Here is a 22,451-nt window from a genome sequence, read left to right on the forward strand (position 1 = left end):
AATGCAGTGACTGAAAGCTTCTTTCATACATTAAAAGGTCATGTGGTACATGGCAGTGTGTTTTCGACTCGAAAAGAAGCGAATGCTGTCTTGTTTGACTATATTGAAATTTATTACAATCGAGTCAGAAGACATTCTGCAAACGGCTGGTTAAGTCCAGAAGCCTTTGAACAGAAATATATTAAAAGTTTAGAGGGGCTGGTTGTCCACGATACTGTCTAGGATCAAAGTGTACCTAAGCTACTTAAATTTCAGTGACAACTTGAGTATGAGGAGTATTGTGGCAGTATTAAAATTGGATGATATTTATCTGGGATAATGGGAGCAGGCCACTTTTTTTAATAAAAGTATAATAAAATACTCAGCAAAGTGATTCTATTTATCACTTTAGTTTATATTGTTAGATTCATCAAAATTCAAGGTTTAGATTGATGCTAAAACTCTCGGAAGTGAAAGTTGCCATTATTGGATTAGGCTATGTCGGTTTGCCGTTAGCCGTTGAATTTGGTAAAAAAGTTCCGGTTGTGGGCTTTGATATTTATCAAAAACGTATTGATGAACTCAAATCTGGTAAAGATCATACTTTAGAAGTCTCTCCCAAAGAATTAGCACAAGCAACACAATTGACCTACAGCACACAATTAGAAGATTTAAAAGACTGTAATTTTTTTATCGTGACTGTCCCAACGCCAATTGACGAATATAAACGTCCAGATTTAACACCCCTTGTTAAAGCTTCTCAAAGTATTGGCAAGGTTTTGAAAAAAAACGATATCGTGGTGTATGAGTCAACGGTTTATCCGGGTGCGACAGAAGAAATCTGTATTCCTGTGCTTGAGCAAGTTTCAGGTTTGAAATTTAACCAAGACTTCTTTGCAGGTTACAGCCCTGAGCGTATTAATCCGGGTGATAAACTGCACCGTGTGACCAATATTCTTAAAATTACCTCAGGCTCCACTCCAGAAGTCGCTGATTTTGTCGATGAAGTCTATAACCTGATCATTGAAGCAGGCACGCATAAGGCACCAAGTATTAAAGTCGCTGAAGCGGCAAAAGTGATTGAAAACACCCAGCGTGACGTCAACATTGCATTGATCAATGAACTGGCTGTGATCTTTAATAAAATGGAGATCGACACCGAAGCAGTACTTCAAGCGGCAGGCACCAAATGGAACTTCTTGCCGTTCCGTCCCGGTCTGGTGGGTGGTCACTGTATCGGCGTTGATCCATACTACCTAACCCATAAAGCGCAGTCGATTGGCTACCATCCTGAAATTATCTTAGCTGGTCGTCGTCTCAATGATGGCATGGGTGCTTATGTGGTGACTCAGCTTGTTAAAGGCATGATCAAGAAAAAAATTCAGGTTGAAGGTGCGAAAGTTTTGGTGCTGGGCTTGAGCTTTAAAGAAAACTGTCCTGATATTCGTAATACCAAAATCATTGATATTGTGCATGAGCTTCAGGAATATCACATTCAAGCCGATGTCTATGATCCATGGGTGGATGCATCAGAAGCACAGCATGAATATGGTATTACCCCAGTGCAAACTCTTGAAAACGGTCAATATGATGCTGTGATTTTGGCGGTTGCACATGAGCAATTTAAAGCGATGGGTGTTGATGCAATCCGTGCGCTAGGTAAAGTCAATCACGTGCTGTATGACTTGAAATATGTATTAAGTCAGTCTGAATCTGACCTTCGTTTGTAATAGGACATCTTCATGAATCAGTATCAACAGGTATGTGAGCAACTCCAAGCTCAGCCGAAAACATGGCTCGTGACAGGTGTTGCTGGTTTTATCGGTTCCAATCTTCTAGAAACTTTACTGAAGCTTGATCAAACTGTGGTGGGGTTAGACAACTTTGCTACTGGTCATCAGCATAACCTGAATGAAGTGCAAAGCTTGGTGTCTGTGGAACAATGGGCAAAATTCAGCTTTATTGAAGGCGATATCCGCAAGTTCGAAGATTGCCAAAGAGCCTGTGCAGGAGTGGATTATGTCTTGCATCAAGCTGCACTTGGTTCAGTACCTCGCTCAATTGCCGACCCAATTACCACCAATGACACCAATATCAGTGGTTTTTTGAATATGCTGAGCGCAGCACGTGATGTGGGTGTGGCAAGTTTTACCTATGCCGCAAGTAGCTCAACCTATGGCGATCATCCTGCATTACCAAAAGTCGAAAAAAACATTGGTAATCCATTGTCACCATATGCGGTAACCAAGTATGTCAATGAACTGTATGCGGATGTTTTTGCACGTAGCTACGGTTTTAAAGCGATTGGTCTGCGTTACTTTAATGTTTTTGGTAAACGTCAGGATCCAAATGGTGCTTATGCAGCGGTGATTCCTAAATGGATAGCATCGATGATTGCTGATAAAGATGTTTTCATCAATGGTGATGGTGAAACCAGTCGTGATTTCTGTTTCATTGATAATACCGTGCAAGCCAATATTTTGGCGGCGACAGCATCGGATGAAGCAAAAAATCAGGTCTATAACGTGGCTGTAGGTGACCGTACCACGCTCAATGATTTGTATCGTGCCATTCAATCTGCGCTTGCGAGCAACGATGTACAGTTTGAGCGTGATCCTGTATACCGTGATTTTCGTGCCGGGGATGTACGTCATTCACAAGCGAGTATCGACAAAATTCAGCAACACTTGGGTTATGTACCTGAATTTAAAATTGCTGAAGGCATTCAATTGGCGATGCGTTGGTACGTCAATAATTTGAAATGATGATGCTTGAATGATTGCGAAACTGTTCGCAAAGTATCGGTCGATTGGACTGATTACTTTAAGTTTACTGGCAGGTGCGATAATCACATTTATCGCACTTCCTGTTTTGACACGTCTATATTCTGTTGCTGACTTTGGTGTTTACGGTATTGCTTTAGCTATCGTTAGTATTTTATCGACGGTAGCGAATTTACGCCTTGATCAAGCCTTATTGGTGGCAGAAAAACAGGATAAAAAAAGCCTGATTTTTGAAGGGGCCGTGTTCTCTACAGTCATTGCTGTGATCAGTGGCATGGTCATCAGCTTTATTTTAAACGTTGAAATGGCTTTTGCTGTGGCGGCTGGTGTGCTTGCCAATACACTAATTCAAAGTCTGTATAATTATCAATTTTCCACCCATCAAGAATATTTCTGCGCAGGTTTAAATATTTTTCGCAGTACCCTAGTTGTAGCGGTTCAACTGTCTTTACCATTGGTCATGCAGATCAGTTTGGTGAATAGCTATAACGTCAGCTCGATCATCATGATTGTGGTGGTGCTGATCTATTTCATGAAGCATCAACTGTATCAAGTCAGTTGGCAGGCCTTTAAAAATTATAAAGACTTTATTTATAGCAATACGCGACATGCCTTGCTGAATAGTTTTTCGCATAATTTGCCTTATTATGTGGTATCGCATTTTGTGGGTGTGCAGGCGATGGGTTTCTATGCCATTGTCGAGCGTACTTTGCGTGTGCCAATCAACCTGATTTCGCAAACCTTGCGTCAGTTCTTTATTCGTCAATTTAAAAACACAGAATCCAATCAAAATGCACTCAAGGCGAGTGTGCTGCTTAGTCTGGTTTCACTGCCCTTATTTGTGATATTTTTAATTCTGCCTGAATCAGTTTATTTATGGATTTTTGGCAGGGAGTGGGTTGGTATTTCAACGTATTTTCAAATTTTAGCTTTGGGCTATTGGGCGATTTTCTGTAATCCACCAAGCTCGGCTTTTCTGATTGCCAAGCGCAACAGCCACGTTTTATTTAAATTGCAAATCATTGAACTGATCATCAAATTTGTATTATTTGCAGGCTTATATGTTTTATTTGACGATAAAATTTATATGCTGTTAGCGGTCCCTGTGGCGCTGATCATCTATAACTTTGCCATTTTATATGTGGTGTGGAGAAACAAAAACTGATGTTTTTAAAACTACTAAAACTGATGAGTTGGTTCACTGCACAATGTCGTCAACAATTTTATAACCTGGCTTTTGGTACGAAGTTTCGCTATTTCGGCAAAGGCTGTACGGTTGATATTCGTGGAAAAGTGAAGATCGGCAACAATGTTTATATTGGCGATCATGTCAGTTTAATTGTTGAAAATGGTGCGGTGTTAGAAATTGCCGACAACAGTTTTATTGGTGAAAACTGCTATATCAAATGCTTTGGCGGCAAGGTTTCAATTGGTAAAGATGTCAGTATGAATTCCAAGTCGTATATCAATGGCTGTGGTGGCGTCACGATTGGTGATAACACCCGTATTGGTACACAAAGTATTATTATTGCGAGTAATCATAAATTTGGTGAGCCTGATCTTTTGGTCAAAGATGCGATTACCAAACTCGGTGTCAGTTTAGGTGAAAACATTTGGCTTGGCGCACGTGTGACAGTTTTAGATGGCGTAACGATTCCAAGCAATAGCGTGATTGGTGCTTGTAGTTTGGTGTCTAAACCGCTTGATGAGGCGGGTGTTTATGTCGGCAGTCCTGTCAAAAAAATCAAAGCATTTTAAAGCAAGTTTCATGTGACTTGGACATTCATATCCTAAAGCGAATTTTCAGCGTAAAATATCCAGCGATTTTTCCTCTTTTTTAGAACCTGATATAGGTCATGTATATGGCATTGATTGTTTCTGCTTCTCGACAGCTGTTTGATTTAGCTTATTTTATGGCTAAGGGCAGTGTGGCTTTTGCACGTAGAAAAGGGGTGAAGGTCGGTGAAAACTGTCGAATCTATATTAAAAATTGGGGCTCAGAACCGTTTTTAGTTTCCATTGGTGATCATGTGACTGTGACTTCAGGGGTAAAGTTTATTACCCATGATGGCAGTACCTGTTTGGTCAAAGATGCTCATGGTAAACGCTATCAACGTTTTGCCCCGATTCAGATCGGCTCGCATGTGTTTATTGGGGTAAATACGATTATTATGCCGGGTGTAAAGATTGGCTCGAATGTGGTGATTGGTGCAGGTTCGGTGGTGACCAAAGACATTCCTGACCATAGTGTGGCGATTGGGGTGCCAGCCAAAGTGGTGTCGAGCTTTGCCGATTATCAAGCCAAAATTCAAAGCACCTGTGCCAGTGACAGCGACTTGGTTGATATCACCGATTATCATGAGCGTGTAGAACGTGCCATGGCAATTCAAGCCTCAAAAACCTCAGATTAATGCTCTCCCATTTCATGTTATTTAGGTTGGATTATGTTGAATAAAGTCATGTTCTTTTTGCCAAGCTTGGGCGGTGGTGGTGCAGAACGTACGGTCATTCAACTTGCCAACAGTTTTGCTGAACAAGGGCTGAAGATTCATTTGGGCGTGTGCGATCTGAGTGGTGAAAAAGCTAAACTATTACCTGAAGTGAGCGCAAAAATTGACTTGGTGAATTTTGATTGTGGCCGAGTGATGAATAGCATCACCCCCTTAAAAATAAACATGAAAGCCGAACAATATGATTGCGTTGTTGCGACACAAACCCATACCAATATTGTGGCAGGCATTGCGAAAAAATTGGCAGGCGTTCAAACACGGTTAATCTTGCGTGAAGTCTCTACGCCGTCGAAAAACATGAAATTACAGGGCATCGCCAAGTTTGTGCTCAAAACTTTGGTGAATTGGACGTATCCGATGGCACAACAAGTGGTCTGTGTGTCTAAAGGTGTTGAAGCTGATTTTCGTGAATATTATGCTTATAAAAACAAGAATCTAAGTAGCATTTATAATCCAGTTTTAGATGATACCTATTTTGAAAAACTAAAAGCTCCTGTCACACACAAATTTTTTAATGACAGCAACAAAGTTATTTTGGCAGTCGGGCGTTTGACCGAAGCCAAGAATTTTGGTTTCCTAATTCGAGCTTTTAAAGCTTTACGTGATCAGCATGCAGATACACGCTTGATTATTTTAGGTGAAGGTGAATTACGCACAGAGTTTGAAACTTTGGTGGCTGAATTAGGTTTAAAAGATGCTGTGGATTTACCCGGTTTTGATGCCAACCCCTATGCCTATTTTAAATATGCATCGCTGTTTGTTTTAAGTTCGAATTGGGAAGGTTTGCCGGGGGTGCTGATTCAGGCATTGGCGTCAAAAGTCAAAGTCGTGAGTACCGATTGCCCAAGTGGTCCACGTGAAATTTTAGAGTATGCTAAATTTGGCTTATTGGTCGAATGTAATGATCAAATAGGTCTGACCCAAGCGATGCAAAAAGCGATTTTTGCGGAGTATGTGCAATACTCAGATGCCGACTTTACAGCTCATATACAGCAATTCCATAAACACACCGTGCTGAAACAGTATTTAAGCATGATGGAGTCTGCATCATGAGCAAGCCGTTAATGGTGCATGTGATCACCAATTTTGCAGGCGTCGGTGGTGCGGAAATGATGTTGGCACGTTTGATTCAATTTACTGAAAATCAGTATCAGCATGTGATCATTAGTTTGATGAAAACATCGGATGTATATCAAAGCACACTCGATCGTTGTCAGTCACATTATGCATTGCAGTGGAATGGCTTAAATACCTTAGGCACGATTCAAAAATTACGTGGCTTACTGAAACAATTACAGCCGAAAACTGTGCAATGCTGGATGTACCACGCCAATGCATTGACCAGTCTCAGTGTCATCGGTTTAGCCCAGAAGCCAAATGTGGTCTGGGGAATTCATCATTCGCTTGCATCCCCAAAAGATGAATCGATCAGTACTAAAATTGCTTTGGTTTTAAGTAGGGTTTTATCGAAACAGCCCAGAGCCATTATTTATTGTGCGCATTCTTCTAAGCAACAACATGCTGATTTTGGTTTTCAAAATGCCAACCAGCATGTGATTGCCAATGGGGTGTTTCTCGATAAATTTCAGCCTAATCTACAGTTGCATGAACCGATGGTGATTGGATTTGCTGGTAATTATCGACATGCCAAAGGTTACCCATATTTATTTGAAACCATGGGGTTGCTCAAAAATGAAAACATCATTTTTAAAATTGCAGGTAGCGGAGCAAACTTAGATCATCCCGAAGTAAAAGTTTTGTTTGAGCAGTATCAATTGAACAGCCAAAAGGTGCATCTGCTGGATCAAATTTCGGATATGCCAGTCTTTTACCAATCGATTGATGTATTCCTCATGACCTCGATTACCGAAGGTTTTCCAAATGTGCTGGTGGAAGCGATGGCATCGGGTTTGCCCTGTATCAGTACCGATGTGGGTGATGCCAAATACATTGTGCAGGAATTAGGATCAATTGTGCCACCACGCAATGCACAAGCCTTGGCAGAGGCAATTTTGGCTTATGTACAAAAAGCACCAGCAGAAAAACAAGGCTTAAAACAAGCGACCCGTAAACGAGTCGAGCAGAATTTCAGTATTGACAATGTCAGCCATCAATATATGCAGGTGTGGAGTCAACAGGTATGAAATTTTTAATGATTAGTAGTTTCTTGCCATCAGTGCTGAATTTTCGTGGCAAATTATTGAAAGAGATTGCTACTCAAGACTATGAAATTCACATCATGGCACCTGAATTTGCTAGCTTTCCGGAAGAACTGCAAAAACTTGAAGCATTGGGTTATCACCTGCATGAAATTCCAATGCAACGTACTGGCACCAATCTAATTGCTGATTTAAGACTGCTTAAAAACTTGTATCAGCAAATTCGTCACATTCAGCCGGACTATGTGTTGTCTTATACCATTAAACCGGTAATTTACGGCATGCTTGCATCATGGTTGGCAAAAGTGCCACATCGTTTTGCTTTAATTACTGGTCTGGGTTATGCCTTTCAAAATGTGGAGTCAGGCAAGCGCAGTCTGTTTCAAAAAATGGTGCATAGCTTATATGCCCAAGCTTTAAAATATAGCGACAAAGTGTTTTTTCAAAATCCGGATGACTTAAAACTATTTCAAGACATGCATTTACTTGAAGCCCATAAACTGACTGTGGTGGTAAATGGTTCAGGTGTCAATGTACAAGACTTTGATATCATGCCATTGCCGAAAAATGCGCAAGGTCAGCTGAGAGCGTCATTTTTACTCATTGCACGCCTCTTAGGTGATAAAGGTGTGCGTGAATATGCCGAATCGGCACGGATCATCAAAGCACAATATCCTGAAGCAGACTTTCATTTAGTCGGTTGGATTGATGACAATCCATCAGCTATTTCACAAGCAGAACTTGATGAGTGGATTGCCGATGGTCGCCTGAAATATTGGGGTAAGCTCCGTGATGTCCGTCCTGCTATTGCGGAAAGTTCGGTGTATGTGTTGCCATCTTATCGTGAAGGTACACCGCGTACGGTTTTAGAGGCGATGGCCATGGGGCGTGCAGTGATTACTACCGATGCGCCGGGCTGCCGTGAAACGGTTTCGAATGGCGTGAATGGCTATCTCGTTGGGGTGAAATCGGTCGATGATCTGGTACAAGCCATGCAGTACTTTATTGAAGATCCAAAATTGATTGAGTCTATGGGACAGCGTTCGCGGGAAATCGCTTTAAATAAATATGATGTACATCAGGTGAATCAGCATATGCTGACAGAGATGCAACTAATTTCTCAACCATGACCGGGCAGTGGTTAGATAGGATGAATAATTCAGAGGTGATCTTATGATTTTGAAATATATCAAAAGTGATTTGTATCGATATACGGGCAAGATCAGCTTTCAACTATTTTTAAAAAACTATTTATTTAATCGTGGTTTTAACTTTTCATTTTGGTTGCGTTTAGCCAGTTCTAAATCGTTCTGGGCAAAATTTGCCTATCCCGTTTATTATTATAAAAAGAAAAAATATGGAATCGATATTCATATTACGACCCAGATCGGCTATGGCCTCTATATCGGTCATGGCGGTCCGCTGGTTGTAAATCCTTCCACGATCATTGGGAATAATGTGAATTTATCGCAATTTACCACTATTGGGGCAAATGGTGGTCGTCAGGCTGCTGAAATTGGCGATAACGTTTATATTGGGCCACAGGTCTGTATTATTGACCATGTTAAAATTGGTGCTAATGCAACGATTGGCGCAGGGAGTGTTGTCACCAAGGATATTCCTGAAGGTGCCACTGCTGCGGGTAATTATGCGAAAGTGTTGAATAGGAATAATCCAGGCGGATTGGTGAATAGACGTTGGACAGATCTATAAGGTGCAGATGATGTTAAAACGTATCATTGATATTACGGTTGCTTCAACCGCTTTAATCCTGTTATCACCGGTATATTTCGCTGTTGCTCATAAAGTGAAAAAGAATTTAGGTTCGCCTGTGCTATTTCGTCAAGTTCGTCCGGGTTTACATGGAAAACCTTTTGAAATGATTAAGTTCCGCACCATGAAAGATGCACTGGATGCTGAGGGCAATCCATTACCCGACAGTGAGCGTCTCACCCCCTTTGGGAAAATGCTTCGTGCAACCAGTTTGGATGAAATGCCTGAATTGTGGAACGTGATTAAAGGTGATATGAGCATCGTTGGGCCACGTCCCTTATTGATGGAATATCTGCCTTTATATAATGAGCAACAAGCCAAACGTCATAACGTGCGTCCGGGCATCACCGGTTATGCGCAAGTGAATGGGCGTAACGCCATTTCATGGGAAAAGAAATTCGAGCTCGATACATGGTATGTTGAACATCAATCGCTGTGGCTCGATTTTAAGATCATGCTAAAAACAATAAAAAAAGTGATTGCCAAGGATGATATCAGCGCCGAAGGTGAGGCAACCATGACGAAATTTACCAGCACACCGGAACAAAAATAATGACAACACTCTATGCGATTTATGGCGCTTCAGGTTGTGGACGCAGTTTGATGCCTGTTGCGCGTCAGCAATTAGCACGTGAACAAAATACTTCTGAAATTGTCTTTATTGATGATGCTTTGACAGAAATTAGTCTAGTGAATGGTCATCGTGCCATGAACTATCAAGACTTTTTAAATGAGTCGGCATCTAAAAAATACGTGCAAATTGCGATTGCCAATAGTCGGGTACGAGAAAAAATTGCTCATCGTTTAGAAGTGGATGGCATTGGACTTTGGTCAATCTCTGCCGATAACGCCATTTTGATGGATGAGATTCAAATCGCGGCAGGTTCAGCCTTAAGTCCATTTGTCACCATTACTTCGAATATTAAAATCGGCAAATGCTTCCATGCTAATTTATATAGCTATGTGGAGCATGATTGCGTGATTGGGGATTTCGTTACCTTTGCGCCAGGCGTAAAATGCAACGGTAATATTCATATTCATGACCATGCCTATATTGGCGCAGGTGCCATGATTAAGCAGGGTACACCTGATCAGCCTTTAGTGATTGGCAAAGGTGCGATTGTCGGCATGGGCGCCGTGGTCACCAAAAGTGTCCCTGCGGGCGCAACAGTGGTGGGTAATCCTGTGCGGATTATCAGCACTTTACAGCAATAAGTTTTAGGAAAATTCCATGTTAAACAGTGCATTTGAGCCTTGGCCAAGCTTTACCCAAGCAGAAGCCGATGCGGTGTCTAAGGTCCTTTTATCCAATAAAGTGAATTATTGGACAGGTCAGGAATGCCGTGAATTTGAAAAGGAATTTGCACAGTTTGCAGGAACGAAACACGCCGTTGCCGTGGCAAATGGCACGGTGGCACTGGATTTAGCTCTCAAAGCTTTAGGTATTGGCGCAGGCGATGATGTGATTGTCACTTCACGAACGTTCTTGGCTTCAGCAAGCTCGATTGTGACCGCAGGTGCCAATCCTATTTTTGCTGATGTGGAACTCGATTCACAAAATATCTCACGCCGTACTATTGACGCGGTTCTAACACCAAATACCAAAGCGATTATCTGTGTGCATTTGGCAGGTTGGATGTGTGATATGGATCCAATCATGCAGTTGGCTGAAGAAAAAGGTATCTTCGTGATTGAAGATTGTGCTCAAGCACATGGGGCGATGTATAAAGGCAAGCCTGCTGGCTCAATTGGTCATATTGGCGCGTGGTCATTCTGCCAAGACAAGATTATGACCACCGGCGGTGAAGGGGGAATGGTCACCACCAACGATGAGAATCTTTGGAAAAAAATGTGGTCATACAAAGATCACGGTAAAAATTTTGATAGCGTGTATCACACACAACATTCACCGGGTTTCCGTTGGTTGCACGATTCCTTCGGCACCAACTGGCGCATGATGGAAATGCAAGCGGTGATTGGTCGTTTGCAACTCAAAGAAATGCCTGAATGGACTGCAAAACGCAATGCCAATATGGCACGCATTCAAGCTCAATTTGAAAATAGTCCTTGTTTTTCAGTGGTAAAACCTTCTAGCGATTATGTGCATGCGGCCTATAAATGTTATGTGCAAGTGAATATTGATGCTTTGCCAGAAGGTTGGTCACGTGATCGCATTATGGCTGAAATTAATCAGCATGATGTACCATGTTTCAGTGGTTCATGCTCAGAAGTTTATTTAGAAAAAGCTTTTGATGGCACACCTTGGCGACCCCAGCAGGCTTTACTCAATGCTAGACAATTAGGCGAAACAAGTTTGATGTTCTTGGTGCATCCAACCTTGTCTGAAGAGAGTATGCAAAAAACAGTGCATGCGATTCAAAGCGTGATCACTAAGATTCAAGCCTAAAACAGCGTATAATACGCCGTGCTTTTTCAGCCCCTATACTGAGCCTCAATGAAAGATTTTATTCGATCCATTGCATCTTTACCGCGTCGCCAAAAACAAGTTGTTTTGGTGAGTATGGATCTGTGTGTGTTGCCACTCATGATGTGGTTAGCATATGCCATTCGTTTGGCACGTCCAAACGTTACAGTGATGCAAGGGATTGAAGCTTGGTATATTTACGTTGCGATCTTTGGCGTTGTTGTTTTTGCTTTTCTTGGTATTTATCGCGCGATTGTACGTTCATTTAATGAAGATTATTTACTGCGCATTAGTATCGGGACATTTATTCAGATTGTTGCGTTATATAGCATTAAAAAATTAGATGTCGCCTTTATTCCCATGAGTATTCCACTTATGTACGGCTTTATGCTGTTTTCATACATGTGGTGGAGTCGTGCAGTCATTCGTTACGTAACACTGAAAACCTTTGCTAAAAAACAAACCCGTAAACATGTGGCAATCTATGGTGCAGGACTTGCAGGTCAACAAATTGCGGCAGCTTTAAATCGCTCGGATGATTATTTACCTGTATGTTTTATTGATGATAAAAAATCGCTTCGTGGTCAGTCTTTAAGTGGTTTAAAAATTTATTCACCGCAAAAAGCCCAGCGTAAACTTGGAAAATTTGGCATTGAGGAAGTGCTACTTGCAATGCCGTCAGTTGGACGTGCTCGTAAAAAGGAAATTATTGAATCCTTTGATGCAACTGATGTGAAAATTATGGAATTGCCTGGTGTCACCCAATTGGTGGATGGCAAAGTGAAAGTCTCTGATATTCGTGAAGTGGATATTATTGATTTGCTTGGTCGTGATCCTGTACCACCGAAACCAGAGCTGTTAGAAAAAAATATTAAAAACAAAGTGGTGATGGTGACTGGGGCGGGCGGATCTATAGGTTCGGAATTGTGTCGTCAAATTGTTAAGCATCAGCCTAAATTAGTTGTGTTGTTTGAAATGTCAGAATTTGCTTTGTATTCGATAGATCGAGAGTTACAAAGCGTAGGTGTTCATATTGTTCCTATTTTAGGTTCTGTTACAAATCAACAAAAATTAGAACGTATTATTTCTGAATATCATGTTCAGACCGTTTATCATGCAGCAGCTTATAAGCATGTGCCGTTGGTAGAAGCCAATCCTTTTGAAGGAATTTATAACACTTCTATCGGGACACAGTGCAGTGTAGATGCTGCTGTGGCACAAGGTGTGGAAACTTTTGTGCTTATTTCAACAGATAAAGCTGTTCGGCCAACCAATGTGATGGGTGCTTCCAAACGTATGGCAGAGCTGTATTGTCAGGGTTTAGCTGCGACCCATCCAAAGACTCAAATTAGTATAGTACGTTTTGGGAATGTTCTGGGTTCATCAGGTTCTGTCGTTCCACTTTTTAAAAAGCAAATTGCGCAAGGTGGCCCTGTGACAGTGACCCATCCTGAAGTGACGCGTTACTTTATGACCATTCCTGAAGCGGCGCAACTTGTGATTCAAGCGGGTGCAATGGGGACTGGTGGTGATGTATTTTTACTCGATATGGGGGAGTCAGTAAAGATTGTTGATTTAGCTCGACAAATGATTCGCCTCAGTGGATTCCGTCCTATAGATGAAAATAGGGTAGGTGATATTGAAATTCAGTTTACTGGCTTACGTCCGGGTGAAAAGTTATATGAAGAATTATTGATTGATGCTGAAGGGGTAAAAGCAACAGAGCATCAGAGGATTTTGAAGTCTTTTGAGAAGTATTTTGACTATTCAAAGATAGACTTTATCTTTCAAGAATTGAATATTAGTTGCTTAGAACAAATCCAATTAGACTATATTTACGATGTTTTAGAGAAGTGTGTCGATGGCTATGTATATCAGAAAAAGTCTTATTAATTATGAATTAATATAGCTTTTATTTGCTTTATAGGCTGATTTTAACTTCCAAAATTGGGATAAACAGCTACTCATTTAATTCAGCTTTTGATATAGTTTCGATACCTAAAATTAAACCTACATTATATTAATGGTTTATGCAAATTGATTAAAAAGGTAGATATATTCATGTTGAAGTTGGCCGTTGTTGGCACAGGGTATGTAGGGCTTTCGAACGCAATGCTTTTTAGCCAACAGCATCAAGTAATTGCATTGGATATTGATGAAAGCCGTGTAAGACTATTACAAGAAAAAAAATCACCGATTCAAGACCAGTTGATTGAAAAATACCTATTGAAGGAAATTAACTTTAAGGCGACTTTAGATAAATCAGAAGCATATAAAGATGCTGACTATATCATTATTGCTACACCGACCAATTATGATGAAAAAACAAATTATTTTGATACAAGTTCAATCGAACAGGTTTTAAATGATCTAAATTTGTTAGAGACTTCGGCAGTTACTATTATTAAATCAACAATTCCTGTTGGTTTTACCAAGAAAGTTCAAACGCTTTTTCCAAATCTTAAAATTGTCTTTTCACCTGAATTTTTACGTGAAGGCAAAGCCTTATTTGATAATTTATATCCATCACGCATTGTCGTTGGAGATAAAAGTGAAGTGGGGCAAAAAATTGCTGAACTTTTTAAAAGTGCAAGTCTAAAGCCAGAAGTTGATATTGCATTAATGGATTCAACTGAAGCAGAAGCAGTAAAGTTATTCTCAAATACTTATTTAGCGATGCGTGTTGCTTACTTCAATGAATTAGATAGTTACTGTGCTTTACGTGGATTAAATAGTAAAGACATTATTCAGGCAGTAGGTTTAGACCCACGTATTGGAACACATTATAACAATCCTTCTTTTGGTTATGGTGGTTATTGTCTCCCAAAAGATACCAAGCAGCTTTTAGCAAATTATCAAGACGTGCCACAAAGTTTAATTTCAGCCATTATTCAATCAAATACTACACGTAAAGATTTTATTGCGGATGAAATTTTAAAACGAGAGCCAAGAGTAGTTGGTATTTACCGTCTTGTGATGAAAGCAGGTAGTGATAACTTTAGGCAATCTGCAATTCAAGGCATTATGAAGCGTTTGAAGGCAAAAGGCATAGAGGTCATTATTTTTGAACCTAGTTTGGCACAAGATGATTTTTATAACTCTAAGGTTTTAAAAGACTTTACAGAGTTTAAAAGACGAGCAGATGTGATTGTGGCAAATCGTATGGTTTCTGATTTGGATGATGTGCTAGACAAAGTGTTTACACGTGATTTATTTGGCGATAACTAATTTTTATCTTGAGATTTTATACAAATGAAAAAAGCATTAATTACAGGTATTACGGGTCAAGATGGTTCATACCTTGCAGAATTCTTACTAGAAAAAGGCTATGAAGTTCATGGTATTAAACGTCGTTCATCTTTGTTTAATACACAACGTATTGACCATATCTATCAAGATCCGCATGAGTCACATGCTCGCCTGCATTTACATTACGGTGATTTAACCGACTCATCAAACTTGACCCGTATTTTAGCGGAAGTACAGCCAGATGAAGTGTATAACTTAGGTGCACAGTCACATGTAGCGGTATCATTTGAATCTCCTGAATATACAGCTGATGTTGATGCGATTGGTACTTTGCGTTTACTTGAAGCAATTCGTTTCTTAGGTTTGGAAAAGAAAACCAAGTTCTATCAAGCTTCTACGTCTGAGCTCTATGGTTTAGTCCAAGAAATTCCACAAAAAGAAACAACACCATTCCATCCGCGTTCTCCCTATGCTGTTGCAAAACTGTATGCGTATTGGATTGCAGTGAACTATCGTGAAGCATATGGCATGTTTGCTTGTAATGGTATTTTGTTTAACCATGAATCTCCACGTCGTGGTGAAACTTTCGTTACTCGTAAAATTACCCGCGGTTTAGCTAATATTGCTCAAGGTTTGGATCAATGCCTATATATGGGTAACTTGGATTCTTTACGTGACTGGGGGCATGCGAAAGACTATGTACGTATGCAATGGATGATGTTACAACAAGATAAGCCTGAAGATTTCGTGATTGCAACTGGTGTCCAGTATAGCGTTCGTCAATTTATTGAGTGGTCTGCTCTTGAACTCGGGATTACCTTAGAATTCACAGGTTCAGGTGTAGATGAAAAAGGTATTGTAACCAAAGTTGAAGGCGATAAAGCTCCATCTGTTCAAGTAGGTGATGTATTAGTTGCGGTGGATCCACGTTACTTCCGTCCTGCAGAAGTTGAAACTTTACTTGGCGATCCAACGAAAGCTAAAGAGGTATTAGGTTGGACACCAGAAATTACCGTACAAGAAATGTGTGCGGAAATGGTGGCAGAAGACCTTAAAGAAGCACAACGTGTAGCTCTGTTAAAAGCACATGGTCATCATGTTTCAGTATCTTTGGAGCACTAAGCAATGTCAGTTGATGTAAATCAACGCATTTTTGTGGCTGGCCATCGTGGGATGGTTGGTTCTGCAATTGTGCGTCAGCTTCAGGCCAAAGGTTACCAGCACATTATTACAGCAACCCGTGCTGAACTAGATTTGTGTAATCAAGCTGCAGTACAGCAGTTCTTTGCAGATCAAAATATTGATCAAGTGTATTTAGCAGCGGCAAAAGTGGGTGGTATTCATGCCAATAATACTTACCCTGCAGATTTTATTTATGAAAACTTGATGATCGAAGCGAATGTCATTCATGCTGCGCATCTACATGGTGTTCAGAAGCTGATGTTTTTGGGTTCATCATGTATTTATCCTAAATTTGCCCAACAGCCTATGGTAGAGTCTGAATTACTACAAGGTGTATTGGAAGCAACCAATGAGCCTTATGCTATTGCTAAAATTGCGGGCATTAAATTATGTGAAAGTTATAATCGTCAGTTTGGCCGTGATTACCGTAGCGTAATGCCAACTAATCTATATGGTCCACACGATAACTTCCACCCAGAAAATAGTCATGTGATTCCTGCATTGTTACGTCGTTTTCATGAGGCAGTAAAAGAAAATGCTGAGGTAGTGACGATTTGGGGTAGCGGTACACCTATGCGTGAGTTCCTACATGTGGATGATATGGCAGCAGCCAGTATTCATGTGATGGAATTGGGCGCTGAAACTTTTAAAGCTAATACACAGCCAATGTTGAGCCATATTAATGTGGGCACAGGCATTGATTGCACCATTCGTGAATTGGCTGAAACCATTGCCAAAGTGACAGGCTTCCAAGGTTGTTTAGAGTTTGATGCGACTAAACCTGATGGTACACCACGTAAGCTGATGGATGTGAGCCGATTAGCTGATTTAGGTTGGAAGGCAAACATTTCATTAGAAGATGGTTTACGTGATGCTTATCAGTGGTATTTAAACAATATTGATTCTGCACGGTCTTAACTATGTGGTTATCAGACGAAACATTTAAAAGCATCATTCAGCATACTCCGCTGATTTCGATCGATTTGATTGTTCGAAATGAGCAGGGTGAGGTTTTATTAGGTAAACGTGTTAATGCGCCTGCCAAGGGTTATTGGTTTGTGCCTGGTGGGCGTGTCCGTAAAAATGAAACTTTGGATGATGCTTTTGTTCGTTTGGTACGCGAGGAGCTTGGTATTGAGTCGGGCATCACTCGTGCAGATGCCAAGTTTTTAGGTGTGTTTGAGCATTTTTATGATGATTGTGTTTTTGATAATACTATTAGCACACATTATATAGTTTTAGCTTATGAAATAATTTTTGAAAATATAGGGGAAGAAGTTTTTTTTCATCAACATGAAGAAATCAAATGGGTGGAATCATGTGAAATGACAGTACATAAATATAGCATTAACTATCTTAGTGGGTTTAATAAATAAAATGGGTGTATTCAGATTAAGTTTTTTTGCATATTTTTATATATTAACTTGTTTTTTTCTTTTTTTATATCATTTATTTATTGATTCATATTTTTATCTAAACTTAACTTTTTTTATAATATCTATTTTGGGGGTGTTGTTTTTAAATTTTTTGAAAAAAACATACAGTAACTTATTTGTTTTCTTTTTTTCAATATATTGTGGTTTTATGCCGCTTTTAGTAAAGGCTATTTATAATCAGCAGTTACAAACTAATTTAATAGTTCCTTTTGAATCTTCAGTAGTATTATTTGTGGGATTTATTAGTATATTTTTTTGTGCGATATTATCTAAAACTATTTCAAATAATTATAGTTCAAAAATGGGGTATCTTGTAGAAGATATTAATTTTAAGAAAGAATATGTATTAATTCTACTTTTGTTGGGAGGCTTCTTCAGGTTATTACATTTGAAATTTAATGCAGGTCTTGAAGACGGTGGTGGTTTTGGTGGTTTTGGAGTTTTTAAATTTGTACTTTTGTTTGCATTGGCATTAGCATTTAAAGTATATGCTGATACTAAAGATAAAAAATATGTATTTTACATAGTTTTAGCTTTGATAATCGCGAGTGGTTTAGCTATTGTAGGAAATACAAAAAAAGATATATTAGATTTCATACTGTTAAGCCTATTATGTATCGTCTTTTTTAAAATAAAAATAGGAATAAAAACCATATTTTCTGGTTTAACTTTTTCTCTATTAGTAATTTTATTTATTTCTCCTGCTATTCATTTGACTAGATTTGAGTTTAGAGATTTAAGTTTTAGTGAAAGAGTTGAGGCCGTATATCGAGTAATTGAAGAAAACAATTTTAATTATAAGGCATTGGCTTTAGCTGAAGGTGCTTTTATGCAAGGTTTTCAATTTTCATATGCAGAAGGTGGTAGTTATATATATCCAGAATCAGCAAACTTAGATAGATTTTTTTTAATTTTACCAATTGACCAAATTGTAAGAAGTGAAACTACAAGTATGGGTGTTAATCCATTTTTAATTGAAATTGGGGAAGCAATATTACCTTCTTTTTTGATTTCTAAAACTGCATATACTGGACCTGATTTAATTGCGTGGCAATATGGTATAAGAGATAAAAATTCTATCGCACGTCCGGTGATAGGTTTTATTGGAAGTTCTTATGCTTCTAATGGAATATTAGCTGTTATTTTTTACCCTATAATATTTTTATTTCCATTTTTGCTTATTATGGATTATGTATTTGGGAAAATGGATAATAGGTTGTGGGGTGTTTTTGGTTTTATTGTAACAGTTTCTTTTGTAGAAAAAGAAATTGACCAAATATTGCCTTTTATTTTTAGGAATCTTCCCATAATTTTAATTTTTACTTATTTTTTATTAGTGCTTCAATCAAAAAAAATAAAAGGTTTTAAACGTGTTTAATGCCTTAAATAAAAATATTTTTGCACAAGGTTATAGTCAATGTGTAACTTTGGCTGTGCAAATCGTTACGGTACCATTTTTGATACATTTTTGGGGGCTTGAGCTGTTTGGTGTTTGGATACTTCTAACAGCAATACCTACATATTTGGCATTATCGGATTTTGGATTTACCTTTATTGCAAAAAACAATATGTCTATGTTTGTTTCGGCTGGAAATAAAAAAGAGGCATTAGTCACCTTTCAAAGTATATTTATATTGCTGATTGGAATCTGTTTGGTATTGGGCGCATTTTTATATTTATGTGTAATTTATATTCCATTTGATCAGTTTTTAAATATAGGTGAATTTTCTGTTGAATCGGCAAGATCAGTGTTACTGCTTCAATTTTTTGCAGTTTTAATCTACCAATTTTTTCTCCTTAACTGTGCAGGATTACGTTGTCAGGGATTTGCTGTAGCTGAAACATTCCTAGCTGCGACGGGACGGCTTTTAGAAGCTATCAGTATTGTCGTCATTGCATCTCTAGGCTTTGGGCTTATAGAAGCATCTATTGGTATTCTATCTGTAAGAATTTTATTTTTAGTAATGAGCTATCTCATTATTAAAATTAAAATCTCTTGGTTAAATTTTAATTGTCATGTTGCACAAAAAGATAGAATCAAAGAATTAGCAGGTCCTTCGCTTTCATATATGCTTGTGCCTATGACAAATGCTCTGATGATCCAATCTCCGATTGTAGTTTTAGGTGCTTTCTCTACACCAGCTATCGTGGCTATGTTTAGTGTATCAAGAACAGTGGCAAGATTAGGCATGTCTGGAGCTAATATGCTGTCATATGCTTTTACACCTGAATATAGTTATGCTTGGGGTGAAAAAAATTTCTCTAGATTTAAAAAAGCATTGAATTATCATTTTAAGCTGTTAGCTTTAGGCATGATTGTCTATCTGATTATTTCTTTGTTCTTTATTACAGATATTGTAGAGGTACTGTCCAAAGAAAATATTAAGGCAGATCTTGTATTATGTCTTTTATTATCATTGGCAGTGATTATTGAAATGTTATGGACTACATTTTTCACACCATTGGTGGCTGTCAATCAGCACAAAAAACTACCCATTATTATATTTTTAATTAGCTTTATATTTATTGTGTTTTCATATCTATTCCATTCAGTAATACAAATTGCTTCTTTTATGTGCTTTGCTAATATTGTGCTCTTAATATATGTAGCAAAAGAATTTAAAAAACATCCTGTTTTCTGTCGAGATCTATCATGAAGAATGTTTTATTTGTGGCTTTAGATGCCTATTCTAAAGTTGGTGGAATTCAGCAATTCAATAAGCGAGTAATCTCAGGTCTTTTGCAGAACAAAGAATTAGAGTGTATTTCAGTTATTTTAAAGGATGATAAAAATACTGATTTTCCTGAAAATCATATTAAATTTAAAACTGCTGAAGGTTCAAAGTTTAAATTAATATCAGAAGTAATTCGAAATATCAGATCACAAGATATTCTTTTAATTGGACATGTTAATTTATTGCCTATTGCATTTATTGCCAAGTTTTTAAAACCAAGTATAAAAACAATTCTTTTTGTACATGGAATTGATGTTTGGGGCGTTAATTCAAGAAAGATAAAAAAACTTGATCGATATTTTATTAAATTTGTTGATCAAATAGCATCAGTATCAAATTTTACAGCTTGTAAAATGAGCGAATCTTTCCTAGTGCCACAAGAAAGGTTCTCAATTTTCCCTAATGCAGTTGACCCATTGGATCAAGCTGAAAGTTCTCTTGGTTCGATAAATAAAACACCTATATTATTAACTGTAGCAAGACTTTCTGAAAATGAAAGAGGGAAGCATCATGATAGTGTGCTTAGAGCTTTGCCAAAAATTATCCAAGCTATTCCAGATGTGAAATATCGAATTATTGGTGATGGTGTACTAAGAACAGAACTTGAAGGTCTTGCAGAATCATTAGGCATCTCACATGCTGTAGAGTTTAAAGGTCGAGTTTCAGATGAGGAGTTGGCAAAATCATATGAAGAAGCATCTATCTTTGTGATGCCTTCAGAAAAAGAAGGTTTTGGTATCGTATTTTTAGAAGCATGGCTTCGTAAAATTCCCGTTATTTGTGGCACACAAGATGCTTCGCATGAAGTGGTTAGTCATGGTGTAGATGGTTTTGCAATCCATCATCATGATATTGATTCCCTTTCGGAAAAAATTATATTTCTGCTAGAAAATAAAAATTCCGCTATCAATATGGGTAAGGCTGGACATCAGAAGGTCTTAGAAAATTACTTAATGAATAATTTCGTAAAACGATTAAATAGTCTTTTGAAAGGAGAATGTTAATGCTTGATAGTAATGTATTCTCTTGGCCCTCTCTGAAAGTTTTACATATTATTATTACTGCAAATAAAGAATATGGTGGTCCAGTTGAGGGTTTGACACAATCAGTTAAATTTCGTCAGCAGCATAATCAATATATTGAAGTTGTAACATTAGATGCGCCAGATGCTGAATATTTAAAGGATTTTCCTTGTAAAGTGAATGCAATTGGCCCAGTTCATCCTAAATTTGGTTATACAGGTAAGCTGAAGAACTGGATTATAGAAAATGGTAAGCAATTTGATGTAGCTGTTATACATGGGCTTTGGAATCCGAGTTCTATTGAAGGCGGGCAGGGCTGTCAATCGATTGGCTTACCTTATCTCATTTTTACACATGGGATGCTAGATCCTTGGTTCAAGAAATCTTATCCATTTAAGCATTTTATTAAGCAGTTATATTGGATTTATCAAGGCCAGGTTTTACAAAATGCCCATAAAGTTCTTTTTACCAGTAGTGAAGAAGAGCGATTAGCGCATGGGGTATTTTGGGGATATAGATATAAATCGAAGGTGGTTGCTTATGCGGCTGCAGACGCAATTGAAAATTCAAAGGATGGTGTGCGAAAGTTTCAGGCATTACTGCCTGAACTGAATGGTCGTCCTTATTTACTTTATTTAAGCCGTATTCACGAAAAAAAGGGCTGTGATCTCTTAATACAGGCATTTGCTTCAGTGGTAAAGCGATCTGATTTACAGTTAGTCATGGCAGGGCCATGTCATGATAGCTACATTATTTATCTTAAAAATCTTGTAGAAAAATTAGGTATTCAAGATCGCGTACATTGGCCTGGAATGTTGAAAGGTGATTTGAAAGCAGCTGCATTTAGCAGTGCTGAAGCATTTGTATTGACCTCACATCAGGAAAATTTTGGCATTGCGGTTGCGGAAGCGCTGGCTTATGGGAAACCTGTATTGATTTCTAATCAAATTAATATTTTTAGAGAAATTCAAGCAGGTGATGCGGGTGTTGTAGGAGCTGATACTTTAGAGGGGGCAATACAAATTTTGCAACAATGGGAAAGCTTAGACTCCAAGCAAAAAGCTGATATGGCTCGCTGTGCAAGAGATGTCTATGAAAAAAACTTTACAGTATCATCTGCTGCAAAAGATTTAACCCAAAATTTGTTGGACGCTATTAATTCAAATAAAAAAGTAAATTGTACTTGAGATATGAAGGA

22 protein-coding genes are annotated in these 22,451 nt (G+C 38.5%); all 22 read left to right on the forward strand.

Going from position 1 to position 22,451, the window contains the following annotated elements; all coding sequences use genetic code 11:
* On the forward strand, positions 1 to 222 hold a 222-nt coding region (locus MTX11_RS06830; RefSeq protein ID WP_243474707.1), incomplete at its 5' end, for an IS3 family transposase.
* A gap of 209 nt (positions 223 to 431) precedes the next feature.
* Entirely contained in the window at positions 432 to 1,709 is a 1,278-nt protein-coding gene (gene tviB / locus MTX11_RS06835; protein WP_138743143.1) for a Vi polysaccharide biosynthesis UDP-N-acetylglucosamine C-6 dehydrogenase TviB, read from the forward strand.
* A gap of 12 nt (positions 1,710 to 1,721) precedes the next feature.
* The gene (locus tag MTX11_RS06840) at positions 1,722 to 2,744 is read left to right on the forward strand and encodes an NAD-dependent epimerase/dehydratase family protein (protein WP_138743144.1); all 1,023 of its coding nucleotides are present in this window, start codon (positions 1,722 to 1,724) and stop codon (positions 2,742 to 2,744) included.
* Positions 2,745 to 2,754: 10 nt separating this feature from the next.
* Positions 2,755 to 3,927, forward strand: a complete 1,173-nt coding sequence (locus tag MTX11_RS06845) for a lipopolysaccharide biosynthesis protein (RefSeq protein WP_243474708.1) — start codon at positions 2,755 to 2,757, stop codon at positions 3,925 to 3,927.
* On the forward strand, positions 3,927 to 4,520 hold the full coding sequence (locus MTX11_RS06850) for an acyltransferase (RefSeq protein ID WP_243474709.1): 594 nt from the start codon (positions 3,927 to 3,929) through the stop codon (positions 4,518 to 4,520). The genes MTX11_RS06845 and MTX11_RS06850 overlap by 1 nt, the downstream gene beginning before the upstream one ends.
* 104 nt (positions 4,521 to 4,624) lie before the next feature.
* Positions 4,625 to 5,173 carry an acyltransferase gene (locus MTX11_RS06855; RefSeq protein ID WP_191112973.1) on the forward strand — a complete coding sequence of 183 codons (549 nt, stop codon included), beginning with the start codon at positions 4,625 to 4,627 and terminating at the stop codon, positions 5,171 to 5,173.
* A 33-nt stretch (positions 5,174 to 5,206) separates the two neighbouring features.
* Positions 5,207 to 6,325, forward strand: coding sequence for a glycosyltransferase (locus MTX11_RS06860; protein WP_243474710.1), 1,119 nt, complete (start codon positions 5,207 to 5,209; stop codon positions 6,323 to 6,325).
* Positions 6,322 to 7,416, forward strand: a complete 1,095-nt coding sequence (locus tag MTX11_RS06865; protein WP_191112971.1) for a glycosyltransferase — start codon at positions 6,322 to 6,324, stop codon at positions 7,414 to 7,416. Before MTX11_RS06860 ends, MTX11_RS06865 begins: the two co-directional genes overlap by 4 nt.
* A complete protein-coding gene (locus tag MTX11_RS06870; protein WP_243474711.1) occupies positions 7,413 to 8,561 on the forward strand; it encodes a glycosyltransferase family 4 protein in 1,149 nt (382 codons plus the stop codon). The genes MTX11_RS06865 and MTX11_RS06870 overlap by 4 nt, the downstream gene beginning before the upstream one ends.
* Before the next feature lie 43 nt (positions 8,562 to 8,604).
* Positions 8,605 to 9,144, forward strand: coding sequence for a serine O-acetyltransferase (locus MTX11_RS06875; RefSeq protein WP_178928370.1), 540 nt, complete (start codon positions 8,605 to 8,607; stop codon positions 9,142 to 9,144).
* Positions 9,145 to 9,154: 10 nt separating this feature from the next.
* Positions 9,155 to 9,757, forward strand: a complete 603-nt coding sequence (locus MTX11_RS06880; RefSeq protein ID WP_178928371.1) for a sugar transferase — start codon at positions 9,155 to 9,157, stop codon at positions 9,755 to 9,757.
* Entirely contained in the window at positions 9,757 to 10,419 is a 663-nt protein-coding gene (locus MTX11_RS06885; RefSeq protein WP_243474713.1) for a NeuD/PglB/VioB family sugar acetyltransferase, read from the forward strand. Before MTX11_RS06880 ends, MTX11_RS06885 begins: the two co-directional genes overlap by 1 nt.
* Positions 10,420 to 10,435: 16 nt before the next feature.
* Positions 10,436 to 11,611: a DegT/DnrJ/EryC1/StrS family aminotransferase gene (locus tag MTX11_RS06890; protein ID WP_243474714.1), complete on the forward strand. Its 1,176-nt coding sequence runs from the start codon at positions 10,436 to 10,438 to the stop codon at positions 11,609 to 11,611.
* A gap of 48 nt (positions 11,612 to 11,659) precedes the next feature.
* Positions 11,660 to 13,522: a polysaccharide biosynthesis protein gene (locus tag MTX11_RS06895; protein ID WP_243474715.1), complete on the forward strand. Its 1,863-nt coding sequence runs from the start codon at positions 11,660 to 11,662 to the stop codon at positions 13,520 to 13,522.
* Positions 13,523 to 13,693: 171 nt separating this feature from the next.
* On the forward strand, positions 13,694 to 14,857 hold the full coding sequence (locus MTX11_RS06900) for a nucleotide sugar dehydrogenase (protein ID WP_243474753.1): 1,164 nt from the start codon (positions 13,694 to 13,696) through the stop codon (positions 14,855 to 14,857).
* 24 nt (positions 14,858 to 14,881) lie between these two features.
* Entirely contained in the window at positions 14,882 to 16,000 is a 1,119-nt protein-coding gene (gmd, locus tag MTX11_RS06905; protein WP_243474716.1) for a GDP-mannose 4,6-dehydratase, read from the forward strand.
* 3 nt (positions 16,001 to 16,003) lie between these two features.
* Positions 16,004 to 16,978, forward strand: coding sequence for a GDP-L-fucose synthase (gene fcl, locus MTX11_RS06910; RefSeq protein ID WP_243474717.1), 975 nt, complete (start codon positions 16,004 to 16,006; stop codon positions 16,976 to 16,978).
* 2 nt (positions 16,979 to 16,980) lie between these two features.
* Positions 16,981 to 17,436, forward strand: coding sequence for a GDP-mannose mannosyl hydrolase (locus MTX11_RS06915; RefSeq protein ID WP_243474718.1), 456 nt, complete (start codon positions 16,981 to 16,983; stop codon positions 17,434 to 17,436).
* 208 nt (positions 17,437 to 17,644) lie between these two features.
* Positions 17,645 to 18,874, forward strand: a complete 1,230-nt coding sequence (locus MTX11_RS06920) for a hypothetical protein (protein WP_243474719.1) — start codon at positions 17,645 to 17,647, stop codon at positions 18,872 to 18,874.
* The gene (locus MTX11_RS06925; RefSeq protein WP_243474720.1) at positions 18,867 to 20,153 is read left to right on the forward strand and encodes a lipopolysaccharide biosynthesis protein; all 1,287 of its coding nucleotides are present in this window, start codon (positions 18,867 to 18,869) and stop codon (positions 20,151 to 20,153) included. Before MTX11_RS06920 ends, MTX11_RS06925 begins: the two co-directional genes overlap by 8 nt.
* Positions 20,150 to 21,235, forward strand: a complete 1,086-nt coding sequence (locus tag MTX11_RS06930; RefSeq protein ID WP_243474721.1) for a glycosyltransferase family 4 protein — start codon at positions 20,150 to 20,152, stop codon at positions 21,233 to 21,235. Before MTX11_RS06925 ends, MTX11_RS06930 begins: the two co-directional genes overlap by 4 nt.
* The gene (locus MTX11_RS06935; RefSeq protein WP_243474722.1) at positions 21,235 to 22,440 is read left to right on the forward strand and encodes a glycosyltransferase; all 1,206 of its coding nucleotides are present in this window, start codon (positions 21,235 to 21,237) and stop codon (positions 22,438 to 22,440) included. The genes MTX11_RS06930 and MTX11_RS06935 overlap by 1 nt, the downstream gene beginning before the upstream one ends.
* The last annotated feature ends 11 nt before the right edge of the window (positions 22,441 to 22,451 follow it).

It is taken from the genome of Acinetobacter lwoffii (genome assembly GCF_022809915.1).
In the GTDB taxonomy this organism is placed as follows: domain Bacteria; phylum Pseudomonadota; class Gammaproteobacteria; order Pseudomonadales; family Moraxellaceae; genus Acinetobacter; species Acinetobacter lwoffii_M.

Coding starts and splice junctions, on each gene's coding strand:
- MTX11_RS06895 (WP_243474715.1), top strand. CDS start 11,660: ATGAAAGATTTTATTCGATCCATTGCATCTTTACCGCGTCGCCAAAAA.
- fcl (WP_243474717.1), top strand. CDS start 16,004: ATGTCAGTTGATGTAAATCAACGCATTTTTGTGGCTGGCCATCGTGGG.
- MTX11_RS06930 (WP_243474721.1), top strand. CDS start 20,150: ATGAAGAATGTTTTATTTGTGGCTTTAGATGCCTATTCTAAAGTTGGT.
- MTX11_RS06855 (WP_191112973.1), top strand. CDS start 4,625: ATGGCATTGATTGTTTCTGCTTCTCGACAGCTGTTTGATTTAGCTTAT.
- gmd (WP_243474716.1), top strand. CDS start 14,882: ATGAAAAAAGCATTAATTACAGGTATTACGGGTCAAGATGGTTCATAC.
- MTX11_RS06840 (WP_138743144.1), top strand. CDS start 1,722: ATGAATCAGTATCAACAGGTATGTGAGCAACTCCAAGCTCAGCCGAAA.
- MTX11_RS06935 (WP_243474722.1), top strand. CDS start 21,235: ATGCTTGATAGTAATGTATTCTCTTGGCCCTCTCTGAAAGTTTTACAT.
- MTX11_RS06880 (WP_178928371.1), top strand. CDS start 9,155: ATGTTAAAACGTATCATTGATATTACGGTTGCTTCAACCGCTTTAATC.
- MTX11_RS06860 (WP_243474710.1), top strand. CDS start 5,207: ATGTTGAATAAAGTCATGTTCTTTTTGCCAAGCTTGGGCGGTGGTGGT.
- MTX11_RS06850 (WP_243474709.1), top strand. CDS start 3,927: ATGTTTTTAAAACTACTAAAACTGATGAGTTGGTTCACTGCACAATGT.
- MTX11_RS06875 (WP_178928370.1), top strand. CDS start 8,605: ATGATTTTGAAATATATCAAAAGTGATTTGTATCGATATACGGGCAAG.
- tviB (WP_138743143.1), top strand. CDS start 432: ATGCTAAAACTCTCGGAAGTGAAAGTTGCCATTATTGGATTAGGCTAT.
- MTX11_RS06865 (WP_191112971.1), top strand. CDS start 6,322: ATGAGCAAGCCGTTAATGGTGCATGTGATCACCAATTTTGCAGGCGTC.
- MTX11_RS06885 (WP_243474713.1), top strand. CDS start 9,757: ATGACAACACTCTATGCGATTTATGGCGCTTCAGGTTGTGGACGCAGT.
- MTX11_RS06890 (WP_243474714.1), top strand. CDS start 10,436: ATGTTAAACAGTGCATTTGAGCCTTGGCCAAGCTTTACCCAAGCAGAA.
- MTX11_RS06915 (WP_243474718.1), top strand. CDS start 16,981: ATGTGGTTATCAGACGAAACATTTAAAAGCATCATTCAGCATACTCCG.
- MTX11_RS06845 (WP_243474708.1), top strand. CDS start 2,755: ATGATTGCGAAACTGTTCGCAAAGTATCGGTCGATTGGACTGATTACT.
- MTX11_RS06920 (WP_243474719.1), top strand. CDS start 17,645: ATGCCGCTTTTAGTAAAGGCTATTTATAATCAGCAGTTACAAACTAAT.
- MTX11_RS06870 (WP_243474711.1), top strand. CDS start 7,413: ATGAAATTTTTAATGATTAGTAGTTTCTTGCCATCAGTGCTGAATTTT.